The following is a 22,436-nucleotide window of genomic DNA, read 5'->3' on the forward strand; positions in this document are numbered from 1 at the left end:
GGTCGTTCCTTCCGGCCAGGTACGCCCGATCCCGCTTTCCATCCCGACGGTGATGGGAAGGAACGTCACCCGTGCGGTTGTGCGCACGGTTCTGCACAGGGCCGCGGTTCCACCGGACTCCGAAGCGCGGGTGCGCCAGGATGGACCCATGACCGACCAGCGCATCGCCGTCGTCGTCCTCGCCGCCGGGCAGGGCACGCGCATGAAGTCGTCCACCCCCAAGGTGCTGCACCGGCTCGCCGGGCTGCCGCTCATCGCGCACGTGCTGCGGACGGCGTCGTCCCTCGGGCCGGAGCACGTGGCAGTGGTCGTGCGGCACGAGCGTGACCTGGTCGCAGCGGAGATCACCGAGCGCGCGCCCGACGCCATCGTCGTCGACCAGGACGACGTCCCCGGCACCGGCCGCGCGGTCGAGGTCGCGGTCCGGGCGCTCCCGGCCGACTTCGACGGTGCCGTCGTGGTGCTCTCCGGCGACGTCCCGTTGCTCGACGCCGGCTCGCTCCGGACGCTGGTCGACGCGCACCTCGGCGCGGCCAACGCCGTCACCCTCGTCAGTGCGATCGCGCCCGACCCGACCGGACTCGGGCGCGTGGTGCGGGACGGCTCCGGGGCGTTCGTCGGCGTCGTCGAGCACAAGGACGCGACGGCCGACCAGCTCGCGATCACCGAGACGAACGCCGGCATCTACGCCTTCGACGCCGCCCACCTGCGTGCCGTGCTGCCGTCGCTGACGACCGCCAACGCACAGGGCGAGAAGTACATCACCGACGCCCCGACGCTCATCGCCGGACGCGGGGGGATCATCGACGTCGTCACGCTCACCGACCCGTGGCTCGTCGCCGGCATCAACGACCGCGCGCAGCTGTCCGACGCCGCCCGCGAGCTCAACGCCCGCATCGTCCGCCGGCACCAGCTCGCCGGCGTCACCGTGCAGGACCCGGCCACCACCTGGATCGACCTCGACGTCTCGATCGAAGCGGATGCCGAGGTCCTGCCCGGCACCCAGCTCCTCGGCGCGACCGCCATCGCCGCGGGTGCCGTCGTCGGGCCGGACACCACACTGCGCGACACCGAGGTCGGTGCCGGCGCGACGGTGAACCGGGTCGACGCCACCCTCGCGGTCATCGGTGACGGTGCCTCGGTGGGGCCGTTCGCGTACCTGCGTCCCGGCACGATCCTGGGCGACCAGGGCAAGATCGGCACCTTCGTCGAGACGAAGAACGCGAAGATCGGCCGCGGCAGCAAGGTCCCGCACCTGTCGTACATCGGCGACGCCGAGGTGGGCGAGGACTCGAACATCGGTGCGAACACGATCACCGCGAACTACGACGGCGTGCACAAGCACCGCACCGAGGTCGGCTCGCACGTTCGTACAGGCTCGCACAACGTGTTCGTCGCCCCGGTTAGGATTGGTGACGGTGCGTACACGGGTGCCGGAACGACGGTCCGCAAGGACGTCCCGGCCGGATCGCTCGCGATCAGCTACGCCCCACAGCGCAACACCGACGGATGGGTCGAGGAACACCGACCCGGCACACCGGCGGCCGAGGCTGCTCGGCACGCGAACGGCGAATAGATCCTGGCGACCACCGGTCGTCGACATCGACCCCACACGGGTCAGGGAGTGAGCACCGCACTTGTCCGGAATCAAGACAACCGGCCAGAAACGACTCGTCCTCGTCTCGGGGCGAGCACACCCGGCGCTCTCCGCCGAGATCGCAGAGGAACTCGGTGTCGACCTGGTCCCCACCGATGCCCGGACCTTCGCGAACGGTGAGCTGTACGTCCGGTTCGACGAGTCGGTCCGCGGGTGCGACGCGTTCGTCATCCAGTCGCACACGGCACCGATCAACGAGTGGCTCATGGAGCAGCTCATCATCGTCGACGCGCTGAAGCGGGCCTCGGCCAAGCGCATCACCGTCGTCGCGCCGTTCTACCCGTACGCCCGTCAGGACAAGAAGGGCCGCGGCCGCGAGCCGATCTCGGCCCGCCTGGTCGCCGACCTGTTCAAGGCAGCGGGCGCGCACCGCATCATGAGCGTCGACCTGCACGCCGCCCAGATCCAGGGCTTCTTCGACGGCCCGGTGGACCACCTCTTCGCCATGCCGGTGCTGCTCGAGCACTTCCGCGAGATCCTCGACCCGTCGATGCTGACGGTCGTGTCGCCCGACATGGGCCGCGTCCGCGTCGCCGACATCTGGTCCGAGAAGCTCGGCGCGCCCCTCGCCATCATCCACAAGCGTCGCGACCCGCTGGTCCCGAACCAGGTCACGGTCCACGAGATCGTCGGCGACGTCTCCGGCCGTTGGTGCCTGCTCGTCGACGACCTGATCGACACCGGGCGCACGATCGCCAAGGCAGCTGAGGCGCTGAAGGAGGCCGGCGCGATCGGCGTCGTCGTCGCCGCGACCCACGCCGTGTTCTCCGACCCGGCCACCGAGCTGCTGCAGAGCGAGTTCATCGACCGCGTCGTCGTCACCGACACCCTGCCGGTGCCCGTCGAGAAGCGCTGGGACCGCCTCGAGATCCTGCCGATCGCACCGCTCCTGGCCCGCGCCATCCACGAGGTCTTCGACGACGGGTCCGTCACGTCGATGTTCGACGGCGCAGCGTAGCGGAGCCGTCGAACCATGGGCACAGCCGACGGCGCCTCACCGTCTCGTCGACGTGACGTGTCTGCGGAACGTTGGTGACCCATCCCGCGCGTGACGCCCTCGCGGCCCGGCTCCGGGCCGCGGGGAGCGTCTTCGCCGAGGACGAAGCCGACCTGCTCCTCGAGGCCGGCACCGGTGAGCCCGTCCGGCTGCGTTCCCTGGTCCAGCGTCGCCTCGCCGGTGAGCCGCTGGAGTACGTCCTCGGCTGGGCCGCCTTCGACGGACACCGCATCCGGGTGACCCCCGGGGTGTTCGTCCCCCGTGCCCGAACGACCGTCGTCGTCGAGCAGGCCGCCCGTCGGTTGCAGCGCTACGACCGCGTGGTCGACCTGTGCTGCGGTGCCGGAGCGATCTCGGTGGCGTTGTTCGGCCGGGTCGGTGCACTCGACCTCGTGGCGACGGACATCGACCCGGACGCCGTCGACGTCGCGGCCGAGAACATCGGCGACCGCGGGATCGTCGTCGCCGGTGACCTGTTCGCGCCACTGCCCGATCGGTTCCGCGGCGCTGTGGACGTCATCGCGGTGAACGCCCCCTACGTCCCGACGGCATCGATCGCGCTGATGCCGGTCGAAGCGCGTGAGCACGAGCACCGTGTGGCCCTCGACGGCGGGGCGGACGGCCTCGACCTGCACCGGCGGATCGCCGCGGGAGCGGGGGAGTGGCTGCGCCCCGGTGGTTCGGTCGTGATCGAGGTCTCCGTGGCGCAGGCGGACGCGTCGGTCGCGGCGTTCGTGGCCGCCGGGTTCACGGCCGTGGTCGAGCAGGACGACGAGGTCGACGGCACCTGCGTCGTCGCGACGCTCACCGCCTGACCCGCACGAGTTCGACCCGTACGGGCTCGACCCGCGCAGTTCGGCCGGTGTCTGGTTCGCCGCCCGGTCGCGACACGCCGCTCACTTCCGCTGAGGTCGCACAGAGGGCCGTTCGGGCGCTCGACATGCCGAGATCTCGGAACCTCGACGCCCAGCGGACGGCGTGCCGCGTGCCGCCACGACCCGCCGACGCCGCGGACCGCGCTACTTCGCGTCGACCGTCACGGACGCCCAGCCCGAAGCACCGTTCGGCGCGGGCGGCCGCTCGACGCTCGTCTGCACCTCGCCGTCGGCGCTCACGGCACGGACCTCGATCCGGTGCGACCCCGCGGTCGGCGTCCACCGCAGCACCCACTGGCGCCAGGTGTCCGCGGACACCGACTCGGCGAGTTCCGCCTGCTGCCACGCACCCGAGCCGACCCGGACCTGCACGGCCTTCACCCCGGTGTGCGGCTGCCAGGCGACCCCGGCGATGGCGACCTGCTCACCGACGGTCACGGTCGTCCCGTTCCGTGGGGTGTCGATGCGCGACTCGAGCTTCACGGGCCCCCGCTCCGACCATCCGCGCGGTGTCCAGTAGCCCTGCGCATCGGCGAAGCGCGTGACCTCCATCTCGGTCACCCACTTCGTCGCCGACACGTAGCCGAACAGCCCGGGCACGACCATCCGTGCCGGGAACCCGTGCTCGGTCGGCAGCGGTTCGCCGTTCATGCCGATGGCGAGCAGCGCGTCGGTGCCCTCGTCCTGCAGGACGTCCAACGGCGTCCCGGCGGTGAACCCGTCGATGCTGCGGGACAGCACCATGTCGGCGTCCCCGGTCGGCTTCGCGCGCGCCAGCAGCTCACGGATCGGGTACCCGAGCCAGAGCGCGTTGCCGATCAGGTCGCCGCCGACCTCGTTGGACACGCAGCTCAGGGTGGCCATGTGCTCTTCGAGCGGCAGGGCGAGCAGCTCGTCCCACGTCAGCGTCACCTCGTTCTCGACGGCGCCGTGGATGCGCAGGCTCCAGTCGGCCGGGTCGATCGACGGGACGCGCAGCGCGGTGTCGATCCGGTAGAAGTCGGCGTTCGGGGTGACGTACGGCGTGATCCCGTCGACGTCGAGCGAGGCACCGCCCGGCACGGCCGGTGCGGGCGTCGCCGCCGCGGGCAGGCGCACGGCTCGTCGGGCAGCGGCGACCGCCTGCATCGCGGACGACCCCACCCGGGAGGCCGTGCCCACCACGACCGCGACCGCTGCGGTACCGACGCCCCAGACCAGGAACGCGCGGCGCTCGGTCGAGGCAGGTCGCGGTGACGCCGACGGGACGGCCGCTGCGGCCTCCCAGCGTCGGAGCCGGCGGAGCAGCAGCCGCAGGGTGATCACGGCGGCCGCCACGCCGAACACGGTGGGAGCGCCGTCGAACGTGCCGCTGCCGGAACGGGTGCTCACCGCGATGAGCGCGAGCACGCCGCCGACGGCGAAGACGAGTGCCCCGAAGGGCGGCCGAGCGCGCTCGAGGGCCCCGGCCCCGGCGCTGATCGCGGCGACGATGACGGTCATGAGCGCGAAGAGTGCGACCTTGTCCCCGGTGCCGAACAGGGCGACCATCAGGTTCTTGGCCCCGGCCGGTGCGAGGTCGATCACGGCCGACCCGACGGCCACCAACGGGCTGCCGGCACCACCGAGGAGCAGTGCCCCGAACTCGGCGATCCCGAGGAAGGCGGAGGCGGCCACGAGACCGACGGCCGCAGCGAGGACCGCGGGCCGGCGGAGCGGGGCTCCGGCGGGGCGTTCGTCCGTCGATGGGTCGTCCGGCGTCGGGACGTCCGTGGTGCGTTCGGTGGTCACCGCCCGAGCGTAGGTCGCCCGGCCGCTCGTCGGCTGTGCATGCGGTTCCCCGGGCGTTCACCGACCCCGGCCAGCACCTGCCGATCGGGCCGTGCGAGGATCGGGGTGTGCCGAGGCGTCCAGATCCAGTTCCGCGCCCCGGCCGCGCCCGCCGCTCCGACCGCACGCCGATGTCGGCCGCGCAGCGCCTGTCCACGTTGCGGTGGGTGATCGTGGGCATCTGGGCGGCGCTCCTCACCGCACGGATCATCGTCGTCGCGACGGCGCCCGACGTCGACCTGTCCTGGTTCGGGATCGTCGAGTTCGGTGCGATCGCGCTGGGCGTCACGGTCATCGTGGTCGCGGTCTTCCGTGCCGCTGCGGTGCGGCGTCGGCACGCCGACGAGGCCCTCGCGCTCGCCATCCGCCGCATCGACCCCACCGTCTGGCTCGTGCCGGCGGCTCCGACGACCGAACTGCGCGACGCGATCGCCGAGGTCCGGCCGGAGGTCAGCCTCGGTGCGCGCGTGACCTGGGCGTTCGGGGCGACCGAGGCCTCCCTGTGGGAACTCGACGACCGCAAGGCCACACGGTTGCTCGTGGTCCGGTGGAGCCGGGTGGTGCACGTCGGGATCGAGGACGTCCACGGAGACGGCGACCGCGCGGACGGACGCCGGGCCTGTGCGGTCGCGATCCACTACGTCCGACCGGACGACACCCCGGCGGTCGCGACCTTCTTCGTGCGAACGGCTCCCGGCTCCCGTCGGCTGCTCGGCCGCGGGCCACGCCTGGACCGGCTCGTCGCCGACCTCGCGCGCGAGCGCATCGTCGCCTGAACCGAGCGCATCGTCGTGACCGGGCACTTCGTCGCCTGAACCGAGCACCCAGCGGTCGGACGTGGGAAGGGCCCCGCCGATCGGCAGGGCCCTTCGAGGGTGCGGTCGTGCCGCGGTCTAGTGGGTCGACGGTTCCTGGTCGACCTCTCGGCGGTCGTCGTCGGACCACAGCGTGTGGAAGGTGCCGTCCTTGTCGATGCGCTGGTAGGTGTGCGCCCCGAAGAAGTCGCGCTGCCCCTGGATGAGCGAGGCGGGCAGCCGCTCGGAGGCGAGCGAGTCGAAGTAGGACAGCGCCGACGAGAACCCCGGCGCGGGGATCCCCGACGCGGCGGCGATCCCGACGATGCGGCGCCAGGCGGATTCGCCCTCCTGCACGGCGTTCGCGAAGTACGGGTCGACGAGCAGTGACTCGAGCTCCGGGTTCTTGTCGTACGCCTCGACGATGCGGTTGAGGAACTGGGCGCGGATGATGCAGCCGCCCCGCCAGATCTTCGCCACGTTGCCGAGGTTGATGTCCCAGCCGTACTCCTTGGCCCCGGCGATGATCAGGTCGAAGCCCTGTGCGTAGGCGACGACCTTCGAGGCGTAGAGCGCCGCGCGGACGTCGTCCTCGAAGCCGTCGGGGACCTCGGCGATGTCCGGCCGGTCCGGGAACGCCTGCTGCACCGCGGCACGCTGCGACGGCTTCGACGACACCGCGCGGGCGAACACCGCTTCGCCGATGCCGGAGACCGGGATGCCGAGCCCGACCGCGTTCTGCACGGTCCACACGCCGGTGCCCTTGGACCCCGCTTCGTCGCGGATGACGTCGACGAGGGGCTTGCCGGAGTCGGCGTCGCGCTGCTTCAGGACCTCGACCGTGATCTCGATCAGGTAGGACTCGAGGTCGCCGCCGTTCCACTCCTGGAACACCTTGACCAGGTCCTCGACGGAGAGCCCGCCGACGCGGCGGAGCAGGTCGTAGGACTCGGCGATGAGCTGCATGTCGGCGTACTCGATGCCGTTGTGCACCATCTTGACGAAGTGGCCGGCGCCGTCGGTGCCGATGTGGGTCACGCAGGGCTCGCCCTCGGCGACCGCCGCGATCGACTTCAGGATCGGTCCGAGGGTCTCCCAGGCTTCCTTCGAGCCGCCGGGCATGATCGACGGACCCTTGAGCGCGCCCTCTTCACCGCCGGAGATGCCCGTGCCGACGAAGTTGAGGCCCTTCTCGCGCAGGTCGTGCTCACGCCGGATCGTGTCGTGGAAGTTGGCGTTGCCGCCGTCGACGATGATGTCGCCTTCCTCGAACTTCTCGGCGAGCTGCGAGATCACGGCGTCGGTGCCCTTGCCGGCCTGCACCATGATGATCGCCGTGCGTGGCTTCGAGAGCGAGGCGACGAAGCCGTCGATGTCCTCGGACGCGATGAAGCCGGCGTCGCCGTGCTCCTTGATGAGTTCTTCGGTGCGGGCGTAGGTGCGGTTGTACACCGCGACCGTGTTGCCCTCACGCGACGCGAGGTTGCGTGCGAGGTTCGACCCCATGACGGCGAGGCCGATGACCCCGATGTTCGCCTGACCAGTGCTGTCTGCCACGTCGTCTCCTTTGTCCGGACGTGACACCAACCTACGGTCGGCGCCCTGGGACCGCACGGGTGTTACGGCAACTGGGGACCACTGTTCACCCCGTCAATACTGTGGAGGGATGACCGACACCGCTGTCCTCCCGCCCGTCCTCGTCATGGGCGTCTCCGGTTCCGGCAAGTCCACGATCGGGCAGGCACTCGCTGATGCGCTCGCCGAGCAGGGCCAGCCGACCGTGTTCGTCGACGCCGACGACCTGCACCCGGCCGCGAACAAGGAGAAGATGCGGCAGGGCATCCCGCTCACCGACGACGACCGCTGGCCGTGGCTCGACGCCTGCGCCGCGCGGATCGCCGCCGTCGAGGCGTCCGGGAGTCGCTGCGTGATGGCCAACTCGGCCCTCAAGCGCGTCTACCGCGATCGGCTCCGGCAGTCGGCGCCGGGCCTCGTCATCGCGTTCCTGGACGGCTCGCACGACCTCATCGCCGAGCGGCAGGCGCACCGGCACCACGAGTACATGCCGTCGTCGCTGCTCGACTCCCAGTTCGCGACGCTCGAACGGCCGCAGCCCGACGAGGCCGCCGTCGACGTCTCCATCGACGGGCCGGTCGACGACACGGTGACGACGATCCTCGCGGCGCTGTCGGTCACTTCCGGCTGAGCCACACTTCTCCACAGTGAAGTCCTCGCAAGGGATCGTCCACAACCTCTCCGAGGCCTTCCCCTGGCGGAGAAGCGACCGCGCAACACTCGGATCATGACAGCAACAATCCAGTGATGGGACGCATCAAGCCGCCACGCGTCGACCCCACCATCGAGATCGACGTCGACGCCTCGAGCGAAGGGACGCCGGTCGGTGCTGCTGATCGATGACCGTGGTATCAACCGTGATACCGTCTTGCGCATGGCCATGACCCTTCGACTGGACGATGCCGAGGCGGCTGCGCTCCGAACCCGGGCCGACCTCGAAGCCCGATCGATGCAGGACATCGCGCGGGAAGCGATCCGCGAGTACATCGAGCACCACAGCCGACGTGACCTCATCGACGGGGTCCTCGACCGCGAGTTGCCGAACTTCGCCGAGGCGCTCGAGCGACTCGGACGATGATCCACCTGACGATCGACGAAGCGCTGCACATCGCTCGGCGGACGTTGGGGCCGGACTTCGTGATCCGAGATGCTGGACTCCTCGAGGCCGCGGTGGCCCGACCAGCGACCTCGGTCGGTGGACGCGACGCCTATCCGTCGTTGCTCGAGAAGGCGGCAGCGCTCGTGCACTCCGCGGTTCGGAACCATGCACTCGTCGACGGCAACAAGCGCCTGGGGTTGATGCTGCTGGTGGTGTTCCTCGGGGTCAACGGGCTTCGGTTGCGCGCGACGAACGACGAGGCGTACGAACTGATCATCGCCATCGCCGAAGGGGAGTTGGACGCGGTTGCGGACATCTCCGCGGTGCTGCAATCGCTGGTTGCTGAAGCCTGAACGACGGCTTCAGCGGATGGCACCGACGACATGTCGATCGACGGCACCGTGACGACCACCACCGTCGCGCTCGTGATCACTGCCGGCTGAGGCGCCTCACCGCCGGCTGAGGCACCTCACCGCCGCGTCGCGCGGACGGCAGCGTGCGGCCGTCGACCCGGATCGACCCGGCCCCTGACATCCACCACGTCGAACCCGTGGTCGTCGAGGACCTCCGCCAGCGCGCCCGTCGGCCACCGGTACGCCGTGACGACCGCGTGGTCGAACGACTCGATCGAGGGCCCCTCGAAGAACCCGACCAGCAGGCCGCCGCCCGGGCGGAGCACCCTGCGGAACTCGGCGAAGACCTCGCCGACGCAGGACGGATCGTGGTGGATCACGGAGTACCAGGCGAGCACCCCGTCGACGCTGCCGTCGTCGAGACCGGTGGACTCGATCGCGCCCAGGCGGAAGTCGACGCCATCGTGCGCGCGTCGTGCGTGCTCGACGAAGGGTGCGACCGCGTCGATGCCGATCACTGCGTGCCCACGATCCGCCAGGTGAGCGGCCCAGTGCCCCGGCCCGCACCCTGCGTCGAGGATGCGCGCACCGGATCCGGACGCCCAGGCCTCGACCTGTGTCCGGTCCTCGTCGTGGACTGCCGACATCGATCCGAGGAGCTCCGCGTACTCGCCCGCACGGTCGCCGTACGCAGCGGTGACGTCGCGGTCGCCGTACGCAGCGGTGACGTCGAGGTCCATCGTCCGACCGTACCGGCGCCGGTGGCAACGGACGGCAACAGTCGCCGTCGGCGCCTTGGACGAGTTGCATGGACCGCATGTCGTCCAGGGGACTCGGCGTCGTGGCCGGGGCAGAACTGACCGAGGTGGTCCGCCGCGCGGGCGCCGACCACGTGGAGCCGACGATCGCCGGCAACCTCGCGGTCCGCAACGGAGCCGGGTGGCGGCGGAACGAGGTCTACGCCGGCCAGCGGTTCCCGTCCTTCGCCGTCCTGGTGCCCGGCGACCTCCCGCTGCTGACCACGGAGCTCGGGACGGTCCGGTCCTCCTTCGAGTCGGTCCTGCCGATCGTGCGGTCGGTCGCGGAACCGGGCGCGACGATCGTCTTCGGGTCGGGGACCGCTCGGAACGCCCCCAACGGCATGGCGGGCGACGACGCCCTGCGCCGGTTCGGCGAGGTGGTCCGGACCGCGCGTGACGTGGCAGCGGCGAACGACCTGCGCATCGTGGTGGAGCCGCTGAGCCGCGCGGAGACGAACGTCCTGCACACGGTCGAGGCGACGGTGGCGTTCCTGGACGCTGCAGCCCTCGACGGCGTCGGCGTCGTCGCCGACCTGTTCCACATCCGGAACGAGGGCGAGTCCTTCGAGGTCCTGCGGCGCCACGGCGACCGGATCGGGCACGTCCACCTCAGCGATCCGGACCGTCGGCCGCCCGGCACGGTCGACGACGTCTGGCGCGGGTTCCTCGCCGCCGTCCACGACGGCGGGTACCGGGGCGCCGTCTCGCTCGAGTGCCGGTGGGCGCCCGACGCCGAGACCGCCGAAGCCGAGATCCGTTCCGCGCTGGAACGCGTCCGCAGCGTCACGGCCCCGGCCCCGGCCCGCACCGCTACAGCTTGAACGTCGCCCGCGGGATGCCGGACACGATGCGCCCCGCGGTGCGGACGGCGTCCTCTTCCGAGATCTCGTGCGTGACGACGAGCGAGGCCAGGTACGCCGCGTCCGCTCGCCGCGCCATGTCGTGCCGCGCGGGGATGGAGCAGTACGCCCGGGTGTCGTCGATGAACCCGGAGGTCTTCGTGAACGACGCCGAGTCGGTGATCGCGGAGCGGTAGCGGCCGATCGCCGCCGGGGTGTCGATGAACCACCACGGTGCCCCGGCGTACACGGCGGGGTAGAAGCCGGCGAGTGGGCCGATCTCGCGCGAGAACACGGTCTCGTCGACGGTGAACAGCACGAGGTGGAAGCCCGGAGCGGTGCCGAAGGACTCCAGGAGCGGCCGCAGCGGCGTGGTGAAGGAGCCGACGGCGGGCAGGTCGTGGCCGGTGTCCGGGCCGAAGCGTTCGAGCGTCGGCGCGTGGTGGTTCCGGATGACGCCGGGGTGCAGCTGCATGACGAGGCCGTCCTCGACGCTCATCTCGGCCCAGCGGTAGAGCATGTCGTGCCGGTACGCGGTGGCGTCCGCCTCGGAGACGGAAGACGGGTCGCGGAGCGCCGCGGCGTGGATACGCTCGCGCGACGTGGCGGACAACGGCGACGATCCGGCGTCGAGCACCCCGGTGTCCGTGGCGGTCGCGCCGTGCTCGATGAAGTACTGGCGACGTGCGCGGAGTGCTGCCAACAGCCCTGCGTGGGTACCCGTGTCGATGCCGGCGGCCTCGCCGACGGACGCGACCACGGGCCTCCAGTCCGGCCGCGACGGGTCGAACACGGCGTCCGCGCGGAACGTGGGGACCACCCGGCCGGTGAACGTGGGGTCGGCGGCGAGCTGCGCGTGCGCGGCGAGGTCGTCGGCGGGGCCGTCGGTGGTGGCGAGGACCTCGATGCCGAAGGTGTCGAACAGCGCGCGCGGGCGGAAGGCGGGCGACGCCAGCAGGCCGGCGATGTGGTCGTACTGGGCGTCGGCGTTCGCCGCCGACGGTTGCTCCGTCAGCCCGAAGACGTCGTGCAGCTCGGTCTCGAACCAGTAGCGGACGGGGGTGCCGAGGAAGTCGTCCCAGTGGTCCGCCAGGTTCCGCCAGATCGCGCGACCGGGAGGCACGGGGCTGGTCCCCGACAGGTCGGCGCGTCCCAGCGCGGCCAGGTCCACCCCGTTGGCGTGCAGCAGGCGGAGCACGTAGTGGTCGGGCGTGATGAGCAGCGACGCGGGGTCGCTGAACGGCTGGTCGGCGGCGATGAGTGCTGCGTCGACGTGGCCGTGCGGGGAGATGATCGGTGCGTCCTTGACCGCGTCGTAGACGGTCCGTGCCACCTGGCGTGCACCGGGGTCGGCGGGGAGCAGCCGGTCGGGGTGCGGGGCGAGACGGGTGGCGGTGCTGGTCTGGGTCATCATCGACTCCTTCGAGAACGGTACGGACGGCGGGGCGCGGCGGGGCCGGCGGGTGCAGCGGGCGTGCGCCAGTGTCAGGCGGGCGCGGGACCCGTCGACTCCCGGACGGTCAGGTGGGTGGGCAGTGCGACGGCGCCGGTCATGTGCTCACCGGGCAGCTCGTCGGCGGGGATCGCACCGAGGCGGCCGAGCAGCATCCGGATCGCGACCCGTCCGGCGCGTTCGATCGGCGAGGTCATGGTGGTGAGCGGCGGGTTGCAGAAGTCGGCACCGAAGATGTCGTCGCAGCCGACGATGCTCATGTCCTCGGGGACGCGGACGCCCCGTTCCCGCAGCCGCGCGAGCATGCCGATCGCGATCAGGTCGTTGAAGGCGATGCAGGCGGTGGCCCCGGCGTGCACGGCGGCGTCGGCGGCTGCGGCTCCGGAGTCGACGAACGGCGCGTGCGGCCCGATGCGGGCGACGCGGACGCCAAGGCGCTTCGCGACGCGCACGAGCGCCTTCCACCGGCGTTCGTTCGACCACGAGCTGTCCGGACCGGCGACGTAGAGCACGTCGCGGTGGCCCAGGGAGACGAGGTGCTGTACGGCCTGCTCGACGCCGCCGGGGGTGTCGATGAGCACCGAGGGCACCCCGGCGGGGCGACGGTTGACGACGACGAGGGGGATCCGTTCGGCGAACCGGGCGATCTGCGCGTCGGACAGGCGTGAGGCGGTGAGGACCACGCCGTCGGCCTTCGCGCCGATCGAGCTCAGGGTGGCGAGTTCGGCGTCGGCGGACTCCTCGGTGTCGACGAGCAACTGCGTCCACCCGGCGCCGGCGAGCTGGTGCTGCGTGCCGCGGATGACGTCGAAGTAGAACGGGTTCGTGATGTCGGAGACGAGCACGGCGACGGCCCGGGTGCGGCCGGACGTCAGGGCGCGTGCCTGCGAGTTGGCGACGTAGCCGAGTTCGCGGGCCGCGCGTTGGATGCGCTCCTGCGTGGTGTGGTTCACGCGGTCGGGCAGCGAGAGCGCGCGGGACACGGTCGACGGGGCCACGCCGGTCGCGTCGGCGATGTCCCGGATGGTCACGCGTCGGGCGGCGCTGAAACCGGCCCCGGCGCCGGAGACGTCGATGTCTGTGTCGCTCACGAGGCCGAACGTATTCGCGTCTGGCAACAAGTGGCAACCGGTTGCCGGATGTTGCCAACGGCGGAACAGTGGTGCCACCGGGCAGCGCCGCCCGGAGGAGGTCTCGAGGAGGAAGCCCCCGGATGAACAGAACACGGCTGAAGCCCCGCACCCTCGTCGGTGCCGTCGCGGTGATCGCCCTCGCCGCTCTCTCCCTGCAGGGCTGCGCCGTCGTGAACGGCAGCGGCGACGACCCGAACACCCTCCGCGTGATGATGGGCGCGGACACCACGTACCCCAAGGAGCGCAAGCAGTGGCAGCAGGACACCGCTGCCGAGTTCAAGCGCACCACCGGTGCGGACATCCAGTGGGAGACGTACTCGTCCGCGCAAGAGGAGTTGACCGCCATCCAGACCAGCGTCATCTCCGGCCAGGGCCCCGACGTCTACGCCATCGGCACCACGTTCACCCCGACCGCCTACGCCACCGGTGCCTTCGTCGAGATGGGATCGAAGGAGTGGAACGCCATCGGCGGCAAGGACCAGTTCGACCCGGCCTCGTTCGGCATCTCGGGGCCGAGCGACTCGAAGCAGATCGGGATCCCGTTCGCCAGCCGTCCGTTCGTGATGGCCGTCAACAAGGACCTCCTCGCGAAGGCCGGCATCACCGACATGCCGACCACGTGGGACGAGCTGACCGAGGATGCGAAGGCCACCACCGGTGACGGTCGGCACGGCCTGGCGATCGCCTACGCCGACGGCTTCGACCCGTGGAAGTTCGTGTGGGGCATGGCGCAGAACGCCGGCAACACCATCGTCGACGGCTCGAAGGCCGAGATCGACAGCGACGCCGTCGAGAACGCGTACCGGACCTACTTCGACTGGGTCACGAAGGACGGCGTCGTCGACAAGGCCGCGATCGGCTGGAACAACGCGCAGGCCCTGGCCCAGTTCACCGAGGGCAAGGCCGCGTTCTTCCCGATGACGACCACCACCGCGATCAACTCGTTCAAGGACACCAAGGTCGACGGCAAGTACGAGTTCGCCCTGCTCCCCACCGTCCCGCCGGGAGCCAGCGAGCGCCCGGCCGACGGCATCGAGGCCGCGAGCATCCTGTCCGGCGACAACTGGGTGGTGGCCGACTACGGCACCAAGCAGCAGCTGTCCTTCGACTTCGTCAAGCAGCTCAGCGCACCGAAGGCGCAGCTCGAGTACTACGACCTGTTCGGCAACCTGCCGACCAACGCATCCGCCGCCGCTGACCTGGCGGCAGACAACCCGCAGCTCAAGCCGATCATCGACGCGGGCCGCCTGTCGAAGCCCACCGCCTTCACCGGCGCCTGGTCCGACATCCAGCTCGCCCTGGTCGACGTGGTCGTGCAGTCGATCCCGTCGCTCAAGAGCGGCGAGGTCACCGACGACCAGCTCCGCAAGCGTCTGCAGGACGCCCAGAAGGACGCCCAGTCCACCCTCGACCGTCAGAAGAACGGAGGTCTGTGATGACCAGCACCCAGACCAGACCGCCGCAGCGCACGGAGCAGACGGTCCGCCCGCACGGCACGACGCCGCTGTACAAGAAGGAGCGTCCGCTCTGGATGCTCATCCCCGGCGGGGTCCTCATGCTCGCCGTCATCGTGGTGCCGCTCCTGGTGGGCTTCTACATCGCGATGCTCGACCTGGACCAGTACACGCTGCGGCAGTGGTTCAGCGCCCCCTTCGTCGGCTTCGCGAACTTCACCGAGGCCTTCACGAACTCGCCCCTGCTCCACTCCATCTGGATCTCGGTGTCGCTGTCCGTCCTGGTCACCGCGGTCACCGTCCCGATCGGCGTCGCGGCGGCGATCTCGACGCAGAACCGGTTCCCGGGGCGCGGCCTCGTCCGGTCGATCTACCTGATCCCCTACGTGCTGCCCGCGTTCGTCGTCGGCACGTTCTTCCGCACGATGCTGCAGCCGCAGGGCGTCGTGAACTCGATCCTGCACACCGACGTGCTCTGGCTGAACGGCTCCGCGTCCTACTGGGCGCTGGCCGGCGTGATGATCTGGACGAGCTGGCCGTTCGTCTACCTGCTGTCGCTGGCCGGGCTGCAGGCCGTGGACAACGAGGTGCACGAGGCCGCCGCGCTCGACGGGGTGACCTGGTGGGCGAAGCTGCGCTACATCATCTTCCCGTACCTGCGCGGGCCGCTCAGCCTGGCGGTGATCATCGCGATCCTGCACAACATCAACAACTTCACCCTGCCGTTCGTGCTGTTCGGCATCCCGCTGCCGTCGAGCGTCGAGGTCATGCCCGTCCTGACGTACATCGCGAGCTTCCAGTCGTTCCGCTTCGGTCTGTCCGCGGCCATGGCGATCTGCTCCCTCGTGATCGTCGCCATCCCGCTGTTCGTCTACCTGCGAGCCGTCAAGCTCGACACCGGTGACGACGCGGGTCCCAACCGGAAGCAGCGCCGCGCCGACCGCGCCACGCTCGCCGCCGCCCCGACCGCCGCCGACATCGACGGAGCACGAGCATGAGCGCCCAGAGCACATCCTTCGCCGGCACCACCCGGACCCGCCCGACGTCGACGCTGACCGAGAGCATCACCGCACCCGGTCGACGCCACAAGCGCCCCTACGACACCGACGTCACCCGGCTCCTGCCCCGCTGGCTGCTCATCGTGGTGATCGCGATCATCATCGCGTTCATCGCCGTCCCGGTCCTGTACATCCTGTTCGGCTCGGTGAACTCGGACGTCGCGGTCGCCCGCGGCGAGTACTTCCCGTCCGAGTTCACGCTGTCGAACTACGTCGAGATCTGGTCGACGGTCGCCCTCGGCGAGGGGCTGGTCAACTCGATGCTCACCGCCGGCGCGGTCGCCATCGCGAGTGCCGCGCTCGCCGTGTCCACCGCGTACGTGCTGGTCCGGTTCCGGTTCCTCGGTCGCCTGACCATCCTGCGTGGGCTCCTCGCGCTGCAGTCGATCCCCGGCACGCTCCTGCTGCTGCCCGTGTTCGTGGTGTTCTCGAACATCGCCAGTGCCACGGGCGTGCAGATCATCGGCACCCGCTGGGGTCTGTTCGTCACCTACCTGACGTTCGCCCTGCCGTTCTCGACCTGGGTGATGGTCACCTACCTGCGTGGTCTGCCCAAGGAACTCGAGGAGGCCGCCCGCATCGACGGCGCCTCGAGCACGAAGATCCTGACGAAGATCGTCCTGCCGCTGTCGTGGCCCGGCATCGTCGTCTCGGCGATCTTCGCCTTCCTGCTCGGCTGGAACGACGTCCTGTTCTCCACGATCATGACGACCCCGAACACCCGGACGGTGGCCGTGGTCCTGCAGGTGCTCGGCACCGCGCAGGAAGGCGGTGCGGTCCCGATCTACGGCCAGATGATGGCCGCCTCGATCGTCTGCGCCGTGCCGGTCGTCGCCCTGTACCTCATTTTCCAGCGCTACCTGGTGGGCGGTCTGACGGCCGGCTCCGTCAAGTGAGCGCGGCAGTCACCGCAACCCAGAACCGGACTGGAGGCCCGTGGCGGCCTCGCCACGCGCCTCCCGTCCGACACGAAAGGACACCATGACCGACCAGCCCACGTGGGAACTCTCCGGCTTCGGCGACGAGATCGACTCAGACCCCGTCGTCCAGGTCGCGGTCCTGCAGGCGCTCGGCGCGAGCGCCATCGAGGTCCGCAGCGCATGGGGCGTGAACGTCGTCGACCTCGACGAGGACCAGCTCGCCGGACTCCACCGCCTGCTCGAGGAGCGCGGACAGACCGTGTCTGCCATCGCCTCGCCGATCGGCAAGGTCTCCGTCGACGAGCCCGTCGAGCACGAGGTCGGACGGCTCGGCCGCGCGATCGCCGCCGCGCACGCCCTCGGCACCACGAACATCCGGATCTTCTCGTTCTACTTCGAGGGCCGGCAGCCGGAGGACGTCCGCGACGACGTCCTCGTCCGGATGCGCGCCCTGGCCGACCTCGCCGCACGCGAGGGCGTGACCCTGCTGCACGAGAACGAGAAGGACATCTACGGCGACGTCCCCTCGCGCGTGCTCGACATCGTCGAGAGCGTCGGGTCGCCGGCGCTCCGACTGGCCTGGGACAACGCGAACTACGTGCAGTGCGGCGTGAAGCCGTTCACCGACGGGTGGGCGCAGCTCGCGCCCTACGTCGACTACCTGCAGGTCAAGGACGCCCTGGCCGCCGACTCGTCGGTGGTCCCCGCGGGCGAGGGCGACGGCGAACTGCTCCAGACCCTCACCGCGCTGCGCGACGCCGGCTACTCCGGCTACGCCTCGCTCGAGCCGCACCTCAGCGACTTCACCTCCCTCGGCGGGTTCTCCGGCCCCGCGGCCTTCGGTCGTGCCGGTCGTGCCCTCCGCACCCTCACCGACCAGATCGGAGTCACCCTGCGATGACCACCCCACTGAAGTTGGCAGTCGTCGGCGCCGGCGTCATCGGACGCCACCACGCCAAGGTCGCCGTCCACCACCCGGACCTGCAGGTCGTCGCCCTCGTCGACGCGATCCCCGCCGCCGCCACGAGTGCCGCCGACGAGATCGAGGCGATGGGCGTCACCCGCCCCGTCACGACGTCCACCATCGAGGAGGCGATCGCGCAGACCGACATCGACGTCGTCGCGATCTGCTCGCCCTCCGGCATGCACGTGCAGCTCGCCGAGGCGGCCCTGGCCGCCGGCAAGCACGTCGTCATCGAGAAGCCCCTCGACACCACGATGCCCCGGGCCCGGCAGATCGCCGCGCTCGCCGCGGCGGCACGCGACCGTGGACTCGTCACGAGCGTCATCAGCCAGCACCGCTTTGACCCGGCCGCGGCCGCCGTCGCCGCAGCCGCCCACGACGGCGGGTTCGGCACCGTGACCTCCGGCCTGGCGAGCGTCGCCTGGTACCGGTCGCAGGGCTACTACGACTCCGGCGACTGGCGCGGCACCTGGGCGCTCGACGGTGGTGGCGCCGTGATGAACCAGGGCGTGCACACCGTCGACCTGCTCGTCTGGGCACTCGGCCGTCCGGTCGAGATCTCGGCTCAGACCGGGCTGCTCGCGCACGACCGCATCGAGGTCGAGGACACCGCCGTCGCCACCGTCCGGTTCGCCGGCGGCGCGCTCGGCGTCATCCACTGCACGACCGCCGCGTACCCGGGCCTGTCCGCCCGCTACGCCGTGTACGGCACGCACGGGTCGGCGATCGTCGACGACGACCGCCTGGCGTACTTCCACATCGCACCCGACGCCGCGACCCTCGAGTCCGCGTCGACCACCTCGAACGCCTCGGCGGTCGCGGGCGCGGTCGACCAGAAGGACGACGTCGTCCCGCCGGAGCACGTCGTCGGCGGCCCGGCCGAGCCCGACCACTTCGCCGCGGGGCACGGCCGGCAGTACACCGACATCGTGGCCGCGATCCGCGAGGGCCGTGAGCCCGGCGTGACCGTCGACGCGGCCCTCGTGTCGCTCGCCACCGTCCGCGGGCTGTACGTCAGTGCGACGCTCGGGCAGCCCGTCCGCATCGACGACGTGATCGAGGGCAAGTACGACGACGTGGTGCCGGTCGTCGGCACACCCGCAACCGCCACCGCGACCGAAGGAGCCACCCGATGAAGTTCTCCGTGTTCACCGCCTCCACCCCCGACTGGGCCCCGTCGCAGGCCGCCTCGACGCTGGCCGAGCAGGGCTGGGACGGCGTCGAGTGGCGCATCGTCGACGACCGCCCCGCGGACGGCGCCGTCGTGCCCGCCGGTCGCTCGTTCTGGGCAGGCAACAACTCCACGTGGCAGTTCACCGGCATCCAGGACCAGGTCGGCGAGATCGCCCGGATCACCGACGCCGCCGGGCTCGAGTACTCCGGCATCGGCGGGTACCAGCAGGCGTCGGACCACGAGGGCGTCGAGACGATGCTCCGCGTCACGAGCGAGCTCGGCGCCCGCCAGGTGCGGGTCTCGATGCCGGTGTACCGGCAGGAGAAGGAACGCACCGGCGAGACGTACGGGCAGATCTTCGACCGCACCCGCGCCGACCTCGAGTGGGCGGTGACCCGGGCGACCGAGCTCGGCGTGAAGGCGCTCGTCGAGCTGCACCACATGACGATCACGCCCTCGGCCTCGGCGGCGCTGCGGCTCGTCGACGGCCTCGACCCGGAGCACATCGGCGTCATCCACGACCTCGGCAACCTGGTCATCGAAGGCCAGGAGGACCACCTCGCCGCGTTCGAGCTCCTCGGCCCGTACCTCGCGCACGCCCACGTGAAGAACGCCCGCTGGGTCGACACCGGCGACACGCGCGCCGACGGCAGCACGATCTGGCAGAACGAGTGGGCGCCGCTGCGCACCGGGCAGGCGTCCGTCTCCGAGTACCTCGACGCCCTCCGCCAGGTCGGCTACGACGGCTGGGTCACCATCGAGGACTTCTCCACCGACCTGCCCCTCGAGGCCCGCACCGCCGACAACCTGGCGTACCTGCGGTCCCTCGTCCCGGTGTCGGCATGACCGATCGCCGCCCCGGCATCGTCCACCTCGGGGTGGGCGCATTCGCGCGCGCCCACCTCGCCTGGTACACCGCCCACACCACGGGGGAGTCGTGGGGCATCACGGCCTTCACCGGCCGCTCGCCCGCGGCGGCGGACGCCCTCACCGCGCAGGACTGCCGGTACACGCTGGTCACGCGTGCTGCGTCCGGCGACGACGCCGAGGTGGTCGACACGATCGTGGCCGCCCACCCGGGCAGCGACGACACGGCCTGGAGGCACGTGGTCGCGTCCCCGGAGACCACCATCGTGACGCTGACGGTCACCGAGCAGGGCTACCGGTCCGGTTCCGACGTCCCGGCCCGGTTGGTCGCGGGGCTCGACGCCCGGCGGACGGCCGGCAGCGGGCGCATCGCGCTGGTCAGCCTCGACAACCTCACGCACAACGGCGCGGTGCTGCGCGAGGCCGTGCTGGGCGCCACCACCGACCCCGGACTGCGCGCGTGGATCGGGGCGAACGTCGCGTTCCCGTCGTCGATGGTCGACCGGATCACCCCCGCGACCACCGACGCCGACGTCGAGGGCCTCGCCGCCTTGCCGGGAGCGCTCGCCGGGGACCGGGTGCCCGTCGTCACCGAGCCCTTCGCGGAGTGGGTGCTCGAGGACGCCTTCGACGGGATCGAGCGCCCCGCGTGGGAGACCGCCGGCGTGCGCATCGTCGACGACGTCACCCCGTACGAGCAGCGGAAGCTCTGGCTGCTGAACGGCTCGCACTCGCTGCTCGCGTACCTCGGGCTCCAGCTCGGGCACGAGACCGTCGCCGCGGCCGTGGACGACCCGGTGTGCCGTGCCGCCGTCGAGCAGCTGTGGGACGAGGCCGCCCGCGAACTGCCCCTGCCTGCCGACGAGGTCACCGACGCCCGTGCCGCCCTGGTGGACCGGTTCCGGAACCCCCGCATCCGGCACACCCTGCGACAGATCGCCTCCGGTGGATCGCAGAAGCTGCCCGTGCGGGTCGTCGACGTCGTGCGGCACCGACTCGAGCGTGAGCCGTCCGCCGGCATCGGGCCCGGCGGCGCGACCGCGATCGCCGCGTGGTGGCTCCACGTCACGACACAGCCCGACCTCGTGGACGACGACGGAGCCCCCGGGGCAGACTCGGACGTGCGCGACGTGCTGCGCGTCATCGCCCCCGACCTCGACACCACCGACGTGGTCGACGCGATCACCGCGGCGGCCGACGACATCCGAGCGGCGAGCACCGCCGCACGCACCACCACCAGCACCGACGAAGGAGTCCACGCATGACCGACACCACCACGAACCCCGCGGCCCCGGTGCCGGGCGCCGCCGACACCGGCGCGGCGACCGGGCACACCTCCGGGCGTCCGGACACGTGGGCGTCGGCCGACCGCGGGCAGCTCATCGAGCGTGCCGAGGTCATCGTCACCAGCCCGAACCGGAACTTCGTCACGCTGAAGATCACGACCGCCGACGGTGTCACGGGCCTCGGCGACGCGACGCTGAACGGCCGCGAGCTCGGTGTCGCCGCGTACCTGTCCGAGCACGTCGTGCCGCTGCTGATCGGCCGCGACGCCAGCCGCATCGAGGATGCCTGGCAGTTCCTGTACCGCTCGTCGTACTGGCGCCGCGGCCCGGTCACGATGGCGGCGATCGCGTCGGTCGACATGGCGCTCTGGGACATCAAGGCCAAGGTCGCCGGCATGCCGCTGTACCAGCTGCTCGGTGGTGCCTCGCGCACCGGGCTGATGGCGTACGGGCACGCCTCGGGCAAGGAGCTCCCCGAGCTGTTCGACTCGATCCGCGAGCACCAGGAGGAGGGCTACCGCTCGATCCGCGTGCAGACCGGCGTCCCCGGCCTCGAGAGCATCTACGGCATCGCGTCGAACAAGACCACCGAGGGCAACGAGGGCGTCCGGTACGACTTCGAGCCGGCGCAGCGTGGAGCCTTCCCCGCCATGGAGGACTGGGACACCCGCGCCTACCTGCGCCACGTGCCCACCGTGTTCGAGGCCGTCCGCAACGAGTTCGGACCCGAACTGCCGCTCCTGCACGACGGCCACCACCGGATGACCCCGCTGCAGGCCGCGAAGCTCGGCAAGTCCCTCGAGCCGTACGACCTGTTCTGGCTCGAGGACTGCACCCCCGCCGAGAACCAAGAGGCACTGAAGCTCGTCCGGCAGCACACCACCACGCCGCTCGCGATCGGCGAGGTCTTCAACACGATCTGGGACTTCAAGGACATCATCCGCGACCAGCTCATCGACTACGTCCGCGGAGCCGTCACGCACATGGGCGGCATCTCCCCGCTCAAGAAGACGATGGACTACGCCGCGATGTACCAGATCAAGTCCGGGTTCCACGGGCCGACCGACATCTCGCCCGTCGGCCTGGCCGCCCAGATGCACCTCGGGATGGCGATCCACAACTTCGGCATCCAGGAGTACATGCAGCACGGGCCGCAGACGAACCAGGTGTTCCGGCAGACCTTCACCTTCACGGACGGCTACCTGCACCCCGGTGACGAGCCCGGCCTCGGGGTCAGCCTCGACGTCGACGAGGCCGGCAAGTACCCGTACGAGCAGGCCTACCTGCCGTTCAACCGCCTGGCCGACGGCACCGTCCACGACTGGTAGC

At 71.0% G+C, this 22,436-nt stretch carries 21 protein-coding genes; 16 read left to right on the top strand and 5 right to left on the bottom strand.

Going from position 1 to position 22,436, the window contains the following annotated elements:
- Positions 1–148 precede the first annotated feature (148 nt).
- From glmU to EDF40_RS03105, 3 genes are all read left to right on the top strand, one after another.
- The gene (gene glmU / locus EDF40_RS03095; RefSeq protein ID WP_123340620.1) at positions 149–1,576 is read left to right on the top strand and encodes a bifunctional UDP-N-acetylglucosamine diphosphorylase/glucosamine-1-phosphate N-acetyltransferase GlmU; all 1,428 of its coding nucleotides are present in this window, start codon (positions 149–151) and stop codon (positions 1,574–1,576) included.
- 61 nt (positions 1,577–1,637) lie between these two features.
- Complete coding sequence (locus EDF40_RS03100; RefSeq protein WP_111084848.1) at positions 1,638–2,615, top strand: ribose-phosphate diphosphokinase; 978 nt, start codon at positions 1,638–1,640, stop codon at positions 2,613–2,615.
- Between the two features lie 74 nt (positions 2,616–2,689).
- Complete coding sequence (locus EDF40_RS03105; protein ID WP_260213488.1) at positions 2,690–3,469, top strand: putative protein N(5)-glutamine methyltransferase; 780 nt, start codon at positions 2,690–2,692, stop codon at positions 3,467–3,469.
- Positions 3,470–3,673: 204 nt separating this feature from the next.
- Here the strand turns inward: EDF40_RS03105 and EDF40_RS03110 are convergent, their stop codons facing one another.
- On the bottom strand, positions 3,674–5,299 hold the full coding sequence (locus EDF40_RS03110) for a molybdopterin-dependent oxidoreductase (protein WP_123340622.1): 1,626 nt from the start codon (positions 5,297–5,299) through the stop codon (positions 3,674–3,676).
- A 107-nt stretch (positions 5,300–5,406) separates the two neighbouring features.
- On the opposite strand from EDF40_RS03110, the gene EDF40_RS03115 reads away from it, so the two are divergent.
- Positions 5,407–6,114 (top strand): hypothetical protein, encoded by a 708-nt coding sequence (locus tag EDF40_RS03115; protein ID WP_148053872.1) that lies wholly within the window; start codon positions 5,407–5,409, stop codon positions 6,112–6,114.
- Between the two features lie 117 nt (positions 6,115–6,231).
- Here the strand turns inward: EDF40_RS03115 and gndA are convergent, their stop codons facing one another.
- A complete protein-coding gene (gene gndA, locus EDF40_RS03120; protein ID WP_123340624.1) occupies positions 6,232–7,689 on the bottom strand; it encodes an NADP-dependent phosphogluconate dehydrogenase in 1,458 nt (485 codons plus the stop codon).
- 109 nt (positions 7,690–7,798) lie between these two features.
- Between gndA and EDF40_RS03125 the strand changes: the two genes are divergently transcribed.
- The 3 genes from EDF40_RS03125 (at position 7,799) to EDF40_RS03135 (ending at position 9,159) form a co-directional block, all read left to right on the top strand.
- Positions 7,799–8,338, top strand: coding sequence for a gluconokinase (locus tag EDF40_RS03125; RefSeq protein ID WP_123340625.1), 540 nt, complete (start codon positions 7,799–7,801; stop codon positions 8,336–8,338).
- 243 nt (positions 8,339–8,581) lie between these two features.
- Positions 8,582–8,785 (top strand): ribbon-helix-helix protein, CopG family, encoded by a 204-nt coding sequence (locus EDF40_RS03130; RefSeq protein ID WP_185002705.1) that lies wholly within the window; start codon positions 8,582–8,584, stop codon positions 8,783–8,785.
- Positions 8,782–9,159 carry a type II toxin-antitoxin system death-on-curing family toxin gene (locus tag EDF40_RS03135; protein WP_123340626.1) on the top strand — a complete coding sequence of 126 codons (378 nt, stop codon included), beginning with the start codon at positions 8,782–8,784 and terminating at the stop codon, positions 9,157–9,159. Before EDF40_RS03130 ends, EDF40_RS03135 begins: the two co-directional genes overlap by 4 nt.
- A gap of 116 nt (positions 9,160–9,275) precedes the next feature.
- On the opposite strand, the gene EDF40_RS03140 is transcribed toward EDF40_RS03135, so the two are convergent.
- Positions 9,276–9,899: a class I SAM-dependent methyltransferase gene (locus EDF40_RS03140; RefSeq protein WP_123340627.1), complete on the bottom strand. Its 624-nt coding sequence runs from the start codon at positions 9,897–9,899 to the stop codon at positions 9,276–9,278.
- A 77-nt stretch (positions 9,900–9,976) separates the two neighbouring features.
- Here EDF40_RS03140 and EDF40_RS03145 point away from each other — a divergent pair, with 77 nt between their 5' ends.
- Positions 9,977–10,780 (top strand): sugar phosphate isomerase/epimerase, encoded by an 804-nt coding sequence (locus tag EDF40_RS03145; RefSeq protein WP_185002707.1) that lies wholly within the window; start codon positions 9,977–9,979, stop codon positions 10,778–10,780.
- Here the strand turns inward: EDF40_RS03145 and uxaC are convergent.
- Positions 10,770–12,209: a glucuronate isomerase gene (gene uxaC / locus EDF40_RS03150; protein WP_123340629.1), complete on the bottom strand. Its 1,440-nt coding sequence runs from the start codon at positions 12,207–12,209 to the stop codon at positions 10,770–10,772. The genes EDF40_RS03145 and uxaC overlap by 11 nt on opposite strands.
- Positions 12,210–12,283: 74 nt before the next feature.
- A complete protein-coding gene (locus EDF40_RS03155) occupies positions 12,284–13,342 on the bottom strand; it encodes a LacI family DNA-binding transcriptional regulator (protein ID WP_395861532.1) in 1,059 nt (352 codons plus the stop codon).
- A 122-nt stretch (positions 13,343–13,464) separates the two neighbouring features.
- Between EDF40_RS03155 and EDF40_RS03160 the strand changes: the two genes are divergently transcribed.
- The 8 genes from EDF40_RS03160 to manD all read left to right on the top strand — a co-directional run bounded on the left by EDF40_RS03160 (position 13,465) and on the right by manD (position 22,435).
- Positions 13,465–14,820, top strand: a complete 1,356-nt coding sequence (locus EDF40_RS03160) for an ABC transporter substrate-binding protein (RefSeq protein WP_123340630.1) — start codon at positions 13,465–13,467, stop codon at positions 14,818–14,820.
- Positions 14,820–15,836: a carbohydrate ABC transporter permease gene (locus EDF40_RS03165; protein WP_123340631.1), complete on the top strand. Its 1,017-nt coding sequence runs from the start codon at positions 14,820–14,822 to the stop codon at positions 15,834–15,836. Before EDF40_RS03160 ends, EDF40_RS03165 begins: the two co-directional genes overlap by 1 nt.
- Positions 15,833–16,792, top strand: coding sequence for a carbohydrate ABC transporter permease (locus EDF40_RS03170; RefSeq protein ID WP_165901164.1), 960 nt, complete (start codon positions 15,833–15,835; stop codon positions 16,790–16,792). Before EDF40_RS03165 ends, EDF40_RS03170 begins: the two co-directional genes overlap by 4 nt.
- A gap of 85 nt (positions 16,793–16,877) precedes the next feature.
- Positions 16,878–17,717 carry a sugar phosphate isomerase/epimerase gene (locus EDF40_RS03175; RefSeq protein ID WP_123294722.1) on the top strand — a complete coding sequence of 280 codons (840 nt, stop codon included), beginning with the start codon at positions 16,878–16,880 and terminating at the stop codon, positions 17,715–17,717.
- Positions 17,714–18,916 (top strand): Gfo/Idh/MocA family protein, encoded by a 1,203-nt coding sequence (locus EDF40_RS03180; RefSeq protein WP_123340632.1) that lies wholly within the window; start codon positions 17,714–17,716, stop codon positions 18,914–18,916. The genes EDF40_RS03175 and EDF40_RS03180 overlap by 4 nt, the downstream gene beginning before the upstream one ends.
- The gene (locus EDF40_RS03185) at positions 18,913–19,800 is read left to right on the top strand and encodes a sugar phosphate isomerase/epimerase (protein ID WP_123340633.1); all 888 of its coding nucleotides are present in this window, start codon (positions 18,913–18,915) and stop codon (positions 19,798–19,800) included. Before EDF40_RS03180 ends, EDF40_RS03185 begins: the two co-directional genes overlap by 4 nt.
- On the top strand, positions 19,797–21,086 hold the full coding sequence (locus EDF40_RS03190; protein WP_123340634.1) for a mannitol dehydrogenase family protein: 1,290 nt from the start codon (positions 19,797–19,799) through the stop codon (positions 21,084–21,086). The genes EDF40_RS03185 and EDF40_RS03190 overlap by 4 nt, the downstream gene beginning before the upstream one ends.
- Positions 21,083–22,435: a D-mannonate dehydratase ManD gene (gene manD / locus EDF40_RS03195; protein WP_260213489.1), complete on the top strand. Its 1,353-nt coding sequence runs from the start codon at positions 21,083–21,085 to the stop codon at positions 22,433–22,435. Before EDF40_RS03190 ends, manD begins: the two co-directional genes overlap by 4 nt.
- Position 22,436: the final 1 nt, after the last annotated feature.

This window comes from Curtobacterium sp. PhB170, assembly GCF_003752345.1.
GTDB lineage: Bacteria > Actinomycetota > Actinomycetes > Actinomycetales > Microbacteriaceae > Curtobacterium.